The sequence below is a fragment of the Sediminicoccus rosea genome (assembly GCF_033547095.1).
GTDB lineage: Bacteria > Pseudomonadota > Alphaproteobacteria > Acetobacterales > Acetobacteraceae > Roseococcus > Roseococcus rosea.
The window spans coordinates 1210906-1225257 of the sequence record NZ_CP137852.1 but is presented as its reverse complement, the minus strand read 5'-3'; the positions used below and the strand labels follow the sequence as shown (position 1 = coordinate 1225257).

Sequence of the window (14352 nt, the reverse complement as noted above, 5' to 3'; positions counted from 1 at the left end):
ATGGCCGACGCCACCCGCCGCGTCTCGGTCCGCCTCTCGCTGGACGACGCCGCCCGGGTCAAGGCCGGGCTGCGCGAGGTCGGCGAGACCGGCCAGCGCTCCCTCGACCAGATCAAGGGCGGCGCCGAGCGCGCCTCCCGCTCCCTCGAACTGCTCGACGTCGCCACCCGCGGCATCCAGATCGCCGGCGTCGCGGTCGCCGCGCGGGCCCTGGTCCAGGCCGACGATGCGCTCACCCAGGGCCTCTCACGCCTGCAGAACGCCACCGGCTCGGTCGAGCGCGCCGTGCTGGTCTATGAGGCGCTGTACCGCAACGCGCTCCAGACCGGCGTGGCGGTCTCCGAGAGCGTCGACGCCTTCCAGCGCTTCTCGATCGCCGCGCGCGAGATCGGCGCCACCTCCGACCAAGTGGTCCGCCTCGTCGGCGGCCTGCAGCGCGTCGCCATCGTCTCCGGCGCCTCCACGCAGGAGATCTCCTCGGCCACGCTGCAGCTCGCCCAGGCGCTGGCCTCCGGCGTGCTGCAGGGCGACGAGCTCCGCTCCATCCTCGAGGCCATGCCGCTGCTGGCCGAGGGCTTGGCGCGCGAACTCGGCGTCTCCATCGGCGAGCTCCGCAAGCTCGGCTCCGAGGGCAAGCTCACCGCCGAGCGGGCCTTTCCCGCCCTGCTGCGCGCTACCGAACGCCTCGGCGCGGAACTCGACCGCGCCCCGCTCTCGCTCGGCCGTGCCTTCGGGCAGCTGACGGCGGCGACCGAGAACTTCCTCGGCCAGCTCGACCGCGCCATTGGCCTCTCCAACGCGCTGGCCCGGGCGCTCTCGGGCGCCGCGCGCGCGGTGGACAGCGTCCGCCAGGGCGCCGGGCTGCGCAGTGAGGAGGAACGCCTCGCCGGCCTGCGCCGCCAGGCCGAGTCGCTCTCGGCGCAGATCGGCCGGCTGGAGAGCGAGGGCGACGGCCGCGACAGCCTGCGCGCCCCAGTCCGCCGCGGCAGCATCCGCCCCGGCCTGGTCGGCGCCGCCGAGCAGCAGGCCGGCGTCGACAGCCGGGCGCGGCTGGAGGAGCTGCGCCGCGACTATTTCGCGACACTCGCCGAGATCGACACCGCCGAGCGGGAGTCGCTGAACCGCCGCCTGGAGGAGCAGGAGCGCGCCGGTCAGGCCGCCGCCGATGCCCGCCGGCGCCGCGCCACGCAGGACGTCCAGGAGCTCACCCGCGACCTCGACGACCGCTTCCGGATCAACCGCGAATACGAGGAGCGGGTCCGTCGCCTGCGCGAGGCGGAGGCCGCGGGCGGCGTCACCGCCGCCGAGCGCACCCGCCTCGAGACCCTTGCGCTGCAGGAGCGCGACGAGGCGCTGCGCAGGCTGGAGCCGCGCGTCGCTGCGGTGCGCCGCGTCAGCACCGAGGGCGCGCGGGAGGCCCGGGACGCCGAGCGCCAGCTGAACGACCTGCTGCGCGAGCGCGAGCGGCTGATCCAGGACAACGAGACCGCCTATGAGCGCTACCAGCGCCGGCTGGAGCGGCTGTCCGACCTGGTGCAGCGCGCCGAACGCGCCGGCCGGCCGATCCCGGACGAGACGATAGGGCGGGAGGCGCAGCGCGCGCTGGAGGACCTGGAGGAGGCCGAGCGGCGCCTGCAGCGCAGCACCGAGGGCACGCGGGAGGCGGCGCGCGAGTTGGGCTTCGCGTTCTCCTCGGCCTTCGAGGACGCGATCGTGCGCGGCGACAAGCTGTCCAAGGTCATGCAAGGTCTGCTGCAGGACATCACCCGCATCATCGCGCGGCGCACCATCACCGAGCCGCTGGGTAACGCGGTCTCGGCCGGCCTCACGAGTCTCGGCGCCGGCAGCTGGTTCGACGGCATCGGCTCCTGGCTTGGCGGGCTGTTCCGCGCCGAGGGCGGCCCTGTCGCGGCGGGGCAGCCCTACATCGTCGGCGAGCGTGGCCCCGAATGGTTTGTCCCGGACCGTGGCGGCACTGTGCTGCCGAACGGCATGGCGCCGGGCGGTCGGGTCATCCAGCAGACGATCAACATCGACGCGCGCGGTGCCGATGCCGGTGTCGAGGCGCGGCTGCGGCTGCTCGCCGGGCAGATCGCGCGGCAGGCCGCGGCCATGACGCTCGACGCCATCCGCCGCGGCGGCAGCGCCTACGAGACGGTGCGAGGCTGAGCGCCTCTCAGCGTTGGTATGATCTGCACGTTGCTGCCGGTAACTCTGCGAGGAAACGTCGGACGCTTTCGCCGCAGACAACCGTCCGGTGCCCGATCTTCATCGCGCGCAATCGGCCTTCGCCGATCAAGCGATAGATCGTGCTGCGGCCAACACCAATCAGCGGCCCAAGTTCGCTGATCCGGTATGCCAGCACCGAGTTCCGCATCGGTGCCGGCGCGCTGTTCATCTCCATCAGCTTCATCCTCGTGTCTGCCTGCGGCGCGACGATTCGCGCGAGCACCAGCGTCACGAGCCGTCCGGGCCATCCCTTGTCGGCAAGAGGGCAGTGCTGTGACCGAATACGCCTGGCCCGAGGCGCTGCGACCCTCGCGGCTGACCTTCTACCTGCAGCACAACACCACGCGCTTCGTGTCGCCGGTCACCCGTGCCACCCAGGTGCTGCGGCGCGAGGGCGCGCGCTGGGTGGCCGAGGCAACCTTCGAGCCTCTGGGGCGCGTGCAGGCCGGGGTGATGGACGGGCTGCTGGCCGCACTGGCGGGATCCGCCAACACGGTGCGCATCTCGGATTGGCGGCGCGAATACCGCACCGGCGATCCGCGCAGCCAGGGCGACGTGCCGACCGGGCCCTACAGCTTCTCGGACGCGACCATCTTCACGGACGGCACCGGCCTGGTGGTGGGCTCGGGCAATCCCTCACTGGCGGCCGGCGCACCCCGCGGCGCGCTATCCATCGTCACCCAGGGCTGGTGGCCCAGCACCGTGGCGGTCGGCGCCGGCGACTACATCGGCCTCGGTGGGCGCCTCTACATCGCCACCGCCGCGGTCACCGCCTCCGGCGCCGGCACCGCCACCATCGCCATCGCGCCGCCGCTGCGCGCCGCGGTGGTGGTCGGCGAGCCGCTGATCCTCTCCCTGCCGAGCGTGCCGATGCGGCTGGTCTCCGACGACGAGGCGGCGAACCCAACGCGGCCCGGCCCTTTCGCCGCCGTGACCATCCGCCTGGAGGAGGCCCTCTGATGTCCGGCACCCCACGCCTCGGCAACCAGGCCGCGTCCGCCGCCACAGCGCCCATCGCCACGCCCGTGGTGCTGGTCGAGCTCGACTTCGCCACCGGCCCCTTTCGCGTCTGGACCGGGCTCGGGCCGCTCGATTGGGCGGGGAAGGTCTTTGAGGGCGCCGGCAGCATCGGCGCCATCTCGGATGTGGAGGAGACGGTGGAGCTCCGCGCCGTCCGCCTGACGCTCGCGCTGTCGCCGGTGCCGCAGGAGGTGGTGGACATCGCACTCGCCGAGCGCAGCTATCGGCTTCGGCCGGTCACGCTGTGGGGCGCGCTGCTGGACGCCCAAGGTGCCTTTGTGGCGGACCCGTTTCCGCTCTGGGCCGGGCTGATGGACACGATCGAGGTGACGGACGGCGCCGAACCCTCCGTGGCGCTGGCCTGCGAGAGCCGGCTGGTGGACCTCGAGCGGGCCGAAGTGCGGCGCTACACCGACGCCGACCAGCAGGCGGAATACCCCGGCGATCGGTTCTTCGAGTTCGTGCCGGCGCTCCAGGAGGCGGAGATCCGGCTGCCGATCCAGTGAACCGGTGTTCGGTTGTTCATGCTCTTTCGCCCGCTTCTCTTTGCTCCCAACGATCGCGGGGGTTCATCGCGTCTCCGCGGCGATAGATGATCTCGACATTGCCAAGGTCTGCCTCCTGCACTGGCGACAACCTTTCGAATTTGGTGGTGATCTGCCACTCATCGGGAAAATGCACGCCGATCTCACCTTCAAGTTCCCACAGATCAGACTTCTCCTGTTCGGAAGGCGCGTGGTCGAATAGGGCTCTCAGCGTTACTGTCTTCGCTGCACGATCAACTACGAAGCAATACGCCAACAGAGCTTCCATCGCATGCTCTGGCCACTCCATCTCCGCATACCACCGGACGCGCTCTTCCCAAGTCTCTGTTCGCTCGATCATCACCTGCCTCCTTCAATCCAGCCCCGCGGACGCGCAGGCACAATATGCACTCGGCCATCGGAGCCGTAGTGGATGATGCCCCGCGTTGTGGGCGCAGATGCGCCGCGACCATCGCGGTAGATGCCGATGATCTCATCGCCGTTATCGAATCTCTCCCGTGCGCCCGGCTGCCCAGGGGGCATGCCATTCGCCGAAGTGCCGCGGTGTGCATGACGATCAATGAGACCCTGGGGATCTGCGGATGGGTCGAGTTCGCTACGTCCTCCTTGCGGACGATGATTTTTATGCCCGGGGAGATGTTTGCCCTGTTGATCGCCATCGACAGTGTAGCGCGGTCGTTCGCCGTCATCCTGTCGGGGTTCCACCCTCGGAGGTACCACAGCGCCGTCGTTGCGGGCATCCTGGTCCGCACCAGCCGCAGCCTCGCGCTCGCCGGGTTGCTCCGGAATTGCATTGTACCATGACCGAGGAGCGATGCTCCCGCGCCTAGCCTCGTCGATTGCGTCATCAAGCAAGTTCCGCCGCCGCAGTGCCGGGAGGCCTCGTGGCAGGACACGTCCGATTTGCGGAGCAAGACGGATCGCGCCCTGCACAAGGGCCGGCGCTGCTGCTACCTGAATAACATCCGCATCGCCTCCCGCAGCCTTTGGCGTTCGCGCGGACGGAGCTTTGTCGTCATCACCGCCGGGCGGATCAGCCCTGGTATGTGCCCCACCTGCTCAGTCTTGCCATTCCGCGTGCGGGTGTAGGCGCGAACCTGCACGACACCGCCCTTGCCCTGGCCTTCGTTGACAACGGCCCGCCACCCTTCGGTGACCCAGCGGTTGTATTCCTCACGCTCTGGATGCCCTGAACGCCAATAGCGCGGATCGCGCATCGCGGCCCGGAGGCTTTCTTCGGTGACGTGAATGAACTCGGCCATCAGCGGCACCTCCGGCCACCTATATGTTCCTTTTATGTTCTAATTGTCAAGGATTATATTCCGACCCCCCCATCGGAAGTGGCTCCGGTCACGCGAAAGCAGCCAATCGATGATTTCCTCCAGCCAGACTACCGCGCCCGTGAACCGGCTGCCCGGCTGGCCGGAACGCCTGGCGGAGCTCATCACGGCGGCGGAGCATCGGCCCTTCGACGCAGCGCGCTGGAACTGCGGGCGCTTCGCCATGGCGGCGGTGGCAGCCTGCACGGGCCAGCGGCCGTTCTGGCAGCACCGCCCCACGCTCGCCGCGATGGCCGACACCGCCGGCTACCCGCGCGTGGCGGTGCCCTTCGCCCGCGCTGGGGACGTGGCGCTGGCCGCCGACCCCGACCGCCTCGGCGTCGTGCTCGACGCCGGCCGCGTGGCCTTCGTCGGACCCGCCGGACTCCTGCGCCTCCCCATCACCGCCTGCACCATTGCCTGGAGGGTTGGCTGATGCCCGTCGCCATTCCCTTCATCGCCGCTGCCGCAGGGGCCGCTGCCTCGGCCGTCATCGGCGGCGGCGTCCTGGGCGCCGTGGCGGCCGCCGGCGCCGCCCTGGTGGTCTCGGCCGTCGGTGCCGCGGTCTTCCGCCCCAAGTCGCCCTCCGCCGCCCGCAGCGCCAACGTCACGCCAGGCACCGACACCGGGCCGGGCTCCGGCTTCGATCCCCGCACGCCCGGCGCTGGCCGCACCCAGTCCTTCCACCAGCCCATCACCGAGCTCCAAATCGTCTTTGGGCGCTGCCGCACCTCCGGCCCTGTCGTGTTCCTGCATTCCGCCACCGACGACGAGGGCCGCGCCGACGGCTTCCTCCATGTGGTCGTGGTGCTGGCCGCGCACCGCGTCCGCGCCATCGGCGAAGTGTTCCTGAACGGTACCGCCTCCACCGACGCGAAGTTCGCCGGCCTGCTGCGCATCGATCGCGCGCTCGGCGATCCGGGCCAGGCCGCGAATGCGAATCTCGTGGCGGACACCGGCGGCCAATGGACCGCAGCGCACCGTGGCCAGGGCCGCGCCTATCTCGCCGTGAGGCTCAAGCTGCGGCCCGAGGCCTTTCCCTCCGGCGCGCCCAGCCTCTCGGCCATCGTCGAGGGCGCCGACACCATCCTCGATCCGCGCACCGGCACCACCGGCTGGTCGGACAATCCCGCGCTGTGCCTGGCCTGGTACCTGACCTCACCCTTCGGCTGGCCCGCCGCCTGGGCCGACATCGACCTGCCGGCGCTCATGGCGGCGGCCAACATCTGCGACGAGATCATGGGCCGGCGCGATGGCACCGCCGAGCGCCGCTACACCGTCAACGGCGCCGTCACCCTCGGCGAGGGCAAGATCGCCATCACCCGCAAGCTCGTCGCCGCCATGGCGGGCGCGCTGGTGGTCTCGGGCGGGCGCTTCTACATCCATGCTGGCGCACCGGCGCTGCCGGCCGCGACGCTCACCTCCGACGATCTGCGCGGCGACGTCACCATCGTGGGCTCGCGGCCGCGGCGGGATCTCTTCAACGGGGTGCGCGCCGTCTACGTCGAGCCGGCCGCCGCCTGGCAGCCGACCGATGCGCCGCCGCTGCTGGCCAGCAACTACGTCACCGAGGATGGCGGCGAGGCGATCTACCGGGACATGGAGTTCCCGCTCACCACCAGCGCCAGCACGGTGCAGCGCCTGATGAAAATCGAGCTGGAGCGCAACCGCCGCCAGCGTGAGGTGGCGATGCAGGCCAACCTCTCGGCGCTGCGCCTGCGACCCTGGGATGGGGTGACGGTGGCCCTCGACCGTCTGACGCCTTTCCCGGCGCGGGTGACGGGCTGGGCGCTGGCGCCGGATGGCGGGGTGAACCTGCAACTGGCCGAGGAGGACCCGGCCGTTTGGGCCTGGAACCCGGCGACGGATGAGCGCGCCACCGGCCAGAACCCGTCCGTGGTGCTGCCCAACCCGGGCGTGATCGCCGCGCCGGCCGCCATTCTGGTGGAGACGCCGCTGGGGACGACCTTCACGGCGATCGCCGTCTCCTGGTCGGCGGTGGGCTCCGCCTATCTGGCCGGCTACGAGATCGAGTTCCGCCCCACCTCCGTCGCCATCTGGCAGGGCTATGCCGGCGGCTTCGGCGCCACCGCCGTCGCCATCCCCACCGCGGAGCCCACGGCATTCCGGGTGCGGGCGCAGGCGCGCAGCGGCGCGGTGTCGGGCTGGCGCGAGGCGCTGGTGCCGGCCGCCGCGTCCCGCCTGGCCGCAACAGGGATCGTGGGTGGCGTGCGCCTGTCGGGCGGCTTTCCCACGGACGCAGTGCGGCTGCAGGTCTTCGAGGCGAGCAGCAACAGCCTGGCCAGCGCGACCAAACTGGCCGCCGAGCCGACCGCACTTCCCTGGGACCGCACCGGCCTCACCACCGGCCAGACCCGTTGGTACTGGCTGCGCAGCGTCTCGGCCGAGGGCAATGTCTCCGCCTTCGCCGGCCCGGTCACTGCCACCGCCTTGTAGGAGGCCCGCCATGCCGGCACGCATCGACGACCTGCTGGTCCTCAACGCCAACCTCAACAAGACCGACTTCGCCAAGTATCTGCGCGACCGCGAGGCGGTGCTGCCGAATGACTTCGGCGGGTTGGGCGACGGCGTGGCGGATGATCGCACCGCCATCCAGGTGGCCTTCGATCGCGCCGGGGCGGACCAGAAATTCGCGATGATCCCGCCCGGCACCTGGAACGTCTCCGGCACCGTGACGCTGCCGGGCGGCGCGCGCGGGCTGATCATGCAGGGCACCATCCGCTACACGGGCACCGCCCCCACCTCCGTGCTGGTGCTGGGCGATGGCGGCACCATCCGCAACGCCGAGAAGCTCTACACGGGGCTAAACGTGATCCGTCAGACGCTGTCGGACTGGTCCTCCGAGGCCGATATCGGCATTACCGTGCGCAACGTCGATGCCAGCCAGATCGAGCTTCGCCGCGTCGAGGGTTTCACCATCGGCATGCGCACGCTGGGCGATGGCCGCGGCGTGGAGGACAGCACCTTCACGCTCGGGCGCATCGTCAACAACCGCATCGGTCTCGACATCTGGTGCGCCACGGCCACGGCCTGGAACACCTCCATCCGCTACTACGGCGGGCACTTCGCCCAGGCGACGGGGGTGAACGCCGCGCTGGACCGCTTTGGCGTGCGGTTTGGCAATGAGGTCGGCGCCTATACCAACCACAACCGCCACGTCTTTGACGCGCCGAACTTCGAGCTGCGCCAGGCCGGCAGCAACATCGCCATCCCGTTCCTGAACGAGACTTCGGGCAGTGCCATCATCGCGCGCAACATGCGCATGGAGGCCTGCTCGCCCTTGGCGGCTCGGCACACCGCAGGGGCGCAGGACTGCGAGTACGACATCGCCTGGATCAACACCTACCTGGTCGGCATCGACTACACGGCGACGGCCAATCGCTGTGGCAATGCGGTGATCAATCGGCACCGCGCGCCGGCGTCGCGCTTCCAGCGCTTCCTGGCCGGTGTGCCGAACACCCGGGCGGCGGCGTTCCGGCAGTCGGCGACGGAGGTCGGGGTGGAGGGGCTGATCACCATAGCCACGTCGACCACCACCGCGACCTTCATGGCGGATTTCTGCTTCAACGGGCTGACCGACCTGACGCCGACCGATCGGGCGGTGACGCTGGCGGCAAACCGTGGGCTCGGGTGGATGCTGGACACCTCCCAGGCGAAGGAGTTCGCGCTGGCGCATTGGCTGACGAGCGGCGCTTCGGGCGGGCGGTTGTTCGTGCGAGTGTTCGACGGAGCGGGCAATGTCCGGGAGGACATCGCCGGTGATGTGCTGGCCTCGATCACCACCATGCAGTGGAACGGGCCGGCCAAGGGATGGAACGCCGGTGCGCCGATGGATGACGCCAACTTCAATCGGCGGCAGACCATCCGCGTCGGCGCGGCGGTGGCCTATGCGCAGGTGGGGGTGATCGGGTTTGATGGGCCGATCGACCTGCAATCGCTGCGCCTCTACGGGCTGCCCGAGGCGGCGCCCGCGGTGCTGAACGGCACGCCGCTGTTGACCGGCGCGCTGTTCGGCTCAGGGCGGCGGGAGTTCGCTGCCGAGGTGTCCTGGGATCTGCCGAGCCTGGCGCCCGGAGCGACATCGCTGCTCGACGTCACGGTGAACGGGGCGCGGGCGGGGGATCTCGCGCAGGCGTCGCTGGTGTCGTCGACGCGCTTCATCGAGCTCGACGCCGCGGTGTGGTCGAACAACACGGTGCGGGTGATGGCGCGAAACATCTCCGCGGCGACGTTCGACCTGTCGGCGGCAACGCTGTCGGTGGGGGTGGCGAAGCGGCGGGTGCCGTGACGGCGGTCCGAATGCCGACCCCTAGGAGGGAGGGGGTTCGCAGCCCAACCTCGCACCCCCTTCGTCTCACCTCCCGGCATGCCGGGCAACATCTGGCCGGCCCTGTGACGGCCGCCTTGGCGGGCTCCCGACCGGTTCGCCGCCATCCCCACGACCGCGCCCTTCAATCTTTTGCGCTGGGCCAAGCCGTTCCAAGCAGCCGCTCCTCATTGATGAACGAATGTTCTTGTTACGATGGCGGTCCCCATGCAACGGATTGGCTGTTGAGCGTGAGTGGGGAACCCATGGGGCGTTTTCATACGGCGATCATCGCCCTTTTCCTCTTGATCCACTCACCAGGTCACACCCAGCCGGGTGCGATCCCGCCGCCGCCGCCCGTCCACCAAATTGGCATGGATCCCTTCGTTGGCCCAATCTGTGCTGGCCCTCTCGGACCCGGACCTTGTCAAGCAGTTCAGCAATTCCTTTGGATCCAGCTCGTCGCCTCCACCATTAATGTTCCCATGCTGGGCATGCATCCGACCTTCGGTCCGATGTGTGGAGGGCCACTCGGCCCTGGCCCGTGCAACGATGTACGATCTTACATTGCAGCGCAGCTAATCGGGGCTCAGCGCTTTCCACTCAATGTGATTGGGAACGCGCCTGGAGTAGGCCCTATTTGCCTCGGGCCGATGGGGCCTGCACCGTGTCAGGTGATCCAGGCCTACTTGGCCCAACAACAGGCTGGAACACTGCGTGGCGCCGCGTTTGACCCACGCGCTGCTCAGGTGATTCCGGGCGGGACTTCTGAAACAGGCCCGATGTGTAGCGGTCCATTCGGGCCGAGCCCTTGCACTCTGGTCGGCCAATTTAGCCTTGATCGCATGAGCGGCCCTGTGCCCGCTGCTTCCTCGTTTGGTCTGCCGGCTGACTTGTCTTCGCCGCAGAGCTTGGCTGCTGAATGCGCAAAGCGTGTCGGCCTCGATGTCGCAGCCTTTGCTGGGTGTGCGCGTCAACAAATCATTTTGCCGCGGAACCAGCAGGCAGTACTCGACTGCGCGGTCTCGAACCGCGACGCGGCTGGCTTCGCCAACTGCGCTGCGCCGAATCTTGGAATTCGTCTTTCCGACGAGCAGCGCGTGGTCGCCGGTTGTGCAATGACGACACGCGGTGACGCCAGTAGGTTTGCCAGCTGCGCAGGCGGGCAATATCTGAGCCGCTCGCTAAACGAAAATGATAGAGCTATCCTAAATTGCGCGGCTAACTCCAACGGCGATGCGGGACAGTTCGCATCCTGCGCTTCGGGGAGGTTCTTGGCTCTAGAACAGCAGGCAGTTCTGAATTGCGCAGTCTCCGCCTCTGACTCGCAGACCTTTGCGACATGTGCTGCATCGAATTCGGGAATTCGCATGTCTGATGACCAGCGGATCTTGGCGAGATGCGCCTTAAGTTCAAATGGCGATCGCAATGCCTTTGGTGTTTGTGCCGGCGCCTCTTTCCTGAACCGCAACCTGTCCCCTGACGAGCAAGCCATCCTCAACTGCGCTGTCAGCGCAAATGGAGACACCGGGAGGTTTGCTGGATGCTCCGCCTCGCGGATGTTGGGCCGCGAGTTAAGCCGCGAACAACGCGTTGCGCTTGAGTGTGCAGCGCAATCTCAGGGCGACCCGACAGGAATGGCAACGTGTGCTGGCGCCAACATGTTCAATCTGCAACTGAACCCGGAGCAACAGATCGCTGTCCAGTGCGTCGTCTCGACCGGTGGGCAGCCGTATGCCGCGGCGGGGTGCATCGGTTCACGCCTGACGATGCGTGAGCTAACTAAATGCATGACGGACGGGGTCGGAGGTGACGGTTGCTTTGGAGATTCTAACGACCTCATCGGTCGCAACGGTTGGACTGCTCGGACACTAGGTCAGATCGCTGGCGGCCCCAACTCAGTTGTCAATAACCCGGGTCAGATATGGGGTGGAGACAATTCTTTTGTCCGAAATCCTGGCCAGGTTTTCGGCGGTTCCAATTCGTTCGTTCGAAATCCATCCCAGATTTGGGGCGGCTCTAATTCAGTATTTAATAATCCCAGCCAACTGGCGCCGGCGCCGCTGCAATTAGGATCGGTCGGCGGAAGGCGCATCTGCTTGCCGTGGTGCTAGTCTGACGATCCCAGATTTATCCTTCAGGAGTCCACATGAAATCGGCTCTCTCTGTAATTGTGGTGGCGGCGACCATTATGCTGGCGATTCCAGCAGCCTTGGCGAGAGAGAAAGACCTTAGAACTCAAACGGATGCTTCGGGCGTTACAGAGATTGGATTCTGTGCGCGACCGAGTCCGAATTCCTGGGGTTTCCCCGGTCATGCTTTCGTCAGTTTTAGTGAACAGCCGACGGGACAACGTCGCATTTTTCGTGCCGTTGGCCATACAGTAGCTCCATCAACCACGACCCCAGCAGCAGTATTTACTTACTTTGGTGGGGGATCGGTCGCTGGTCAGCAGGCCGAGGAACGCTTCACCCATATGAAGCAAGCATGCCTAACCGTGCAAGTGGATCGGGCTCGCTATCAGGACGCGTTAACTGCAGCACGACCTACATTGGTCATACTGGGTATCCCGGATAATCTTGCAGCATCAGCGGAACGTTATTCTCTGAGCGGGAATGACTGTATAGATTTTATGATTCGCGTTGCACAAACCCTTAGGATAGCGGGCCTGGTAGTTCCGTCCCGCACCGCGACAGATACCCCGATGACATTCATCCAAAAGCTGATTGCAGCGAATGGGTGATTCTTATCCTGGCGCCTATTCTCCAAGGCTTCAGCCTGGAGACCGCCTGTACCGAGTCGCACCTCCTCCGCCAATTCCCCCAGTGACTGCGCATCCGGCCATCCAGCCCACCGGGTCGTCCCTCCCCTCAGTGATTGTGCCGGCTCTCGCCACGCGTCTCGAGGATATTGAGGTAGAGCGTCGCCGCCTCCAGGCAGGCCCCGTTGCCGAGCTGTCCCACGGAATTGCGGTAGATCTCCTCCCACGGCGTCTTGTTCTGCAGCACCGGCGGCACCCAGGCAGCGCGGCGCGCGGCGAGGTCCTCCTCCGGGATCAGCACATCCACGCGCCGCGTCTTGAGGTCGATGCGGATGCGGTCGCCATGCCGCAGCAGCGCCAGCCCGCCGCCCACCGCCGCCTCGGGCGAGACGTTCAAGATGGAAGGCGAGCCCGAGGTGCCGCTTTGCCGCCCATCGCCCATGGTGGGCAGTGCCTTGATCCCGGCTTTGATCAGCGCCGCGGGCGGCTGCATGTTCACCACCTCGGCCGAGCCCGGATAGCCCACGGGGCCGCAATTGCGGATCACCAGCACGGTCTTCTCGTCAATGCCCAGAGCCGGGTCCTCGATGCGCGCGTGATAATCCTCCGGCCCCTCGAAGACGGCCACCTTGCCCTCGAACACGTCGGGATCGTCGGAGAGGAAGCGCTGCCGGAACTCGGCGTCGATGACACTGACCTTGATGACGGCGTTGTCGAAGAGGTTGCCCGTCAGCACCAGGTAGCCCGCCTGCTCCTTCATCGGCCTGGCATAGGCGCGGATCACCTCGCGGTCTGGTGAGAGCGGGATGGCGGCGAGGTTCTCCGCCACCGTCTTGCCGGTGGCCGTCATCACATCACCATGCAGCCGACCGGCCTCCAGCAACTCACGCATCACGGCCGGCACGCCACCGGCACGGTGGAAGGCCTCGCCCAGGAAGCGCCCGGCCGGCTGGCAATCCACCAGCAGCGGGATGTCCGCCCCGATGCGCTGCCAGTCCTCCAGAGAGTGTTCCACGCCCATGTGCCGCGCGATGGCGATCATGTGCGGCGGACAGTTGGAGGAGGCGCCGATGGCGCTCGCCACCGCCACCGCATTCTCGAAGGCCTTTGGCGTCATGATCCGCGATGGCGTCAGGTTCTCGCGCACCATCTCGACGATGCGCCGGCCGGACCAATAGGCCATCTGCGCGCGCTCGCGGTGCGGGCCCGGGATGGCGGCGCAGCCGGTCAGGCTCATCCCCACCGCCTCCACCAGCGAGTTCATCGAGAGCGCGGTGCCCATGGTGGAGCAATGCCCCCAGGAGGTGCTGCTGGCCGCCACCATCTCCATGAATTGGCGATAGTCGATCTCGCCCGCCGCCAGCATGCGGCGCGCCTCCCAGACCACCGTGCCCGAGCCCACGAGGCGGCCCTTGTGCCAGCCATCCAGCATCGGTCCGCCAGAGAAGGCCAGGGCCGGGATGTTCAGCGTCGCGGCCGCCATCAGCCCCGCGCCGGGCGTCTTGTCGCAGCCGATCGTCAGCACCACGCCATCCAGCGGATAGCCGTGCAGCACCTCGACCAGCGAGAGGTATTGCAGGTTGCGGTCGAGTGCGGCGGTGGGCCGCTTCAGCGTTTCCTGGATCGGATGCACTGGGAATTCGAGGGGCACGCCGCCGGCATCGCGGATGCCCTCCTTGATGCGCTGCGCGAGGATGGTGTGGTGCCGGTTGCAGGGGGCGATGTCGCTGCCCGTCTGGCTGATGCCGATGATGGGCCGGCCCGACTGCAACTCGTCGAAGGTCATGCCGAAGTTCAGCTGGCGCTCGCAATACAGCGCGGTCATGCCAGGATCGGCGGGGTCGTCGAACCAGCGCTGGCTGCGCAGCTTGAAGGGCTTCCTGGTCTGGTCGTGCTCGTCCATCTGACGCGTCCTGGCTGATCGCCGCTGAGGGGACACGGCGCCGTCAGCACCTGTCAATCACCGGCCATCCCATCCGCGGGCCTGGCGGCGCGCAGATGCGTCGGGATCCGGGCGGCACCAGCGCCGCATCCGACTGGCCGTGGGCCTCGCCGCGCGACGGATCTTCGGGCATGGGCGCGGCGATCGCGGATCTTCGTATGGCCGGTGCTGTGCTGCCGATGGCCATGTGAAGCCTGATCCGCGCGATG

General features: G+C 67.9%; 13 protein-coding genes. 8 read left to right on the top strand and 5 right to left on the bottom strand.

Annotation, left to right across the window (positions count from 1 at the left end; translation table 11 throughout):
- Nucleotides 1-2169: a tape measure protein gene (locus tag R9Z33_RS05790; protein WP_318650354.1), complete on the top strand. Its 2169-nt coding sequence runs from the start codon at nucleotides 1-3 to the stop codon at nucleotides 2167-2169.
- Nucleotides 2170-2176: 7 nt separating this feature from the next.
- Here the strand turns inward: R9Z33_RS05790 and R9Z33_RS05785 are convergent, their stop codons facing one another.
- A complete protein-coding gene (locus tag R9Z33_RS05785) occupies nucleotides 2177-2461 on the bottom strand; it encodes a helix-turn-helix domain-containing protein (protein ID WP_318650353.1) in 285 nt (94 codons plus the stop codon).
- Nucleotides 2462-2502: 41 nt separating this feature from the next.
- Here R9Z33_RS05785 and R9Z33_RS05780 point away from each other — a divergent pair, with 41 nt between their 5' ends.
- The gene (locus R9Z33_RS05780) at nucleotides 2503-3189 is read left to right on the top strand and encodes a hypothetical protein (protein WP_318650352.1); all 687 of its coding nucleotides are present in this window, start codon (nucleotides 2503-2505) and stop codon (nucleotides 3187-3189) included.
- Nucleotides 3189-3755 (top strand): hypothetical protein, encoded by a 567-nt coding sequence (locus tag R9Z33_RS05775; protein ID WP_318650351.1) that lies wholly within the window; start codon nucleotides 3189-3191, stop codon nucleotides 3753-3755. The genes R9Z33_RS05780 and R9Z33_RS05775 overlap by 1 nt, the downstream gene beginning before the upstream one ends.
- Before the next feature lie 16 nt (nucleotides 3756-3771).
- On the opposite strand, the gene R9Z33_RS05770 is transcribed toward R9Z33_RS05775, so the two are convergent.
- The 3 genes from R9Z33_RS05770 to R9Z33_RS05760 form a co-directional block, all read right to left on the bottom strand.
- Nucleotides 3772-4134 (bottom strand): hypothetical protein, encoded by a 363-nt coding sequence (locus R9Z33_RS05770; RefSeq protein ID WP_318650350.1) that lies wholly within the window; start codon nucleotides 4132-4134, stop codon nucleotides 3772-3774.
- Nucleotides 4134-4499: a polymorphic toxin type 50 domain-containing protein gene (locus tag R9Z33_RS24760; protein WP_404830656.1), complete on the bottom strand. Its 366-nt coding sequence runs from the start codon at nucleotides 4497-4499 to the stop codon at nucleotides 4134-4136. Before R9Z33_RS24760 ends, R9Z33_RS05770 begins: the two co-directional genes overlap by 1 nt.
- Nucleotides 4500-4744: 245 nt before the next feature.
- Nucleotides 4745-5056 carry a hypothetical protein gene (locus tag R9Z33_RS05760; protein WP_318650348.1) on the bottom strand — a complete coding sequence of 104 codons (312 nt, stop codon included), beginning with the start codon at nucleotides 5054-5056 and terminating at the stop codon, nucleotides 4745-4747.
- 139 nt (nucleotides 5057-5195) lie between these two features.
- On the opposite strand from R9Z33_RS05760, the gene R9Z33_RS05755 reads away from it, so the two are divergent.
- From R9Z33_RS05755 to R9Z33_RS05735, 5 genes are all read left to right on the top strand, one after another.
- Complete coding sequence (locus R9Z33_RS05755) at nucleotides 5196-5549, top strand: DUF6950 family protein (RefSeq protein ID WP_318650347.1); 354 nt, start codon at nucleotides 5196-5198, stop codon at nucleotides 5547-5549.
- The gene (locus R9Z33_RS05750; RefSeq protein WP_318650346.1) at nucleotides 5549-7570 is read left to right on the top strand and encodes a phage tail protein; all 2022 of its coding nucleotides are present in this window, start codon (nucleotides 5549-5551) and stop codon (nucleotides 7568-7570) included. The genes R9Z33_RS05755 and R9Z33_RS05750 overlap by 1 nt, the downstream gene beginning before the upstream one ends.
- A gap of 10 nt (nucleotides 7571-7580) precedes the next feature.
- Nucleotides 7581-9422, top strand: a complete 1842-nt coding sequence (locus R9Z33_RS05745; RefSeq protein WP_318650345.1) for a pectate lyase family protein — start codon at nucleotides 7581-7583, stop codon at nucleotides 9420-9422.
- Nucleotides 9423-10285: 863 nt separating this feature from the next.
- Nucleotides 10286-11554, top strand: a complete 1269-nt coding sequence (locus R9Z33_RS05740) for a hypothetical protein (RefSeq protein WP_318650344.1) — start codon at nucleotides 10286-10288, stop codon at nucleotides 11552-11554.
- Between the two features lie 35 nt (nucleotides 11555-11589).
- Nucleotides 11590-12183, top strand: coding sequence for a hypothetical protein (locus R9Z33_RS05735; protein ID WP_318650343.1), 594 nt, complete (start codon nucleotides 11590-11592; stop codon nucleotides 12181-12183).
- A 127-nt stretch (nucleotides 12184-12310) separates the two neighbouring features.
- Here R9Z33_RS05735 and R9Z33_RS05730 read toward each other — a convergent pair whose 3' ends face one another.
- A complete protein-coding gene (locus R9Z33_RS05730; protein WP_318650342.1) occupies nucleotides 12311-14104 on the bottom strand; it encodes an IlvD/Edd family dehydratase in 1794 nt (597 codons plus the stop codon).
- Nucleotides 14105-14352: the final 248 nt, after the last annotated feature.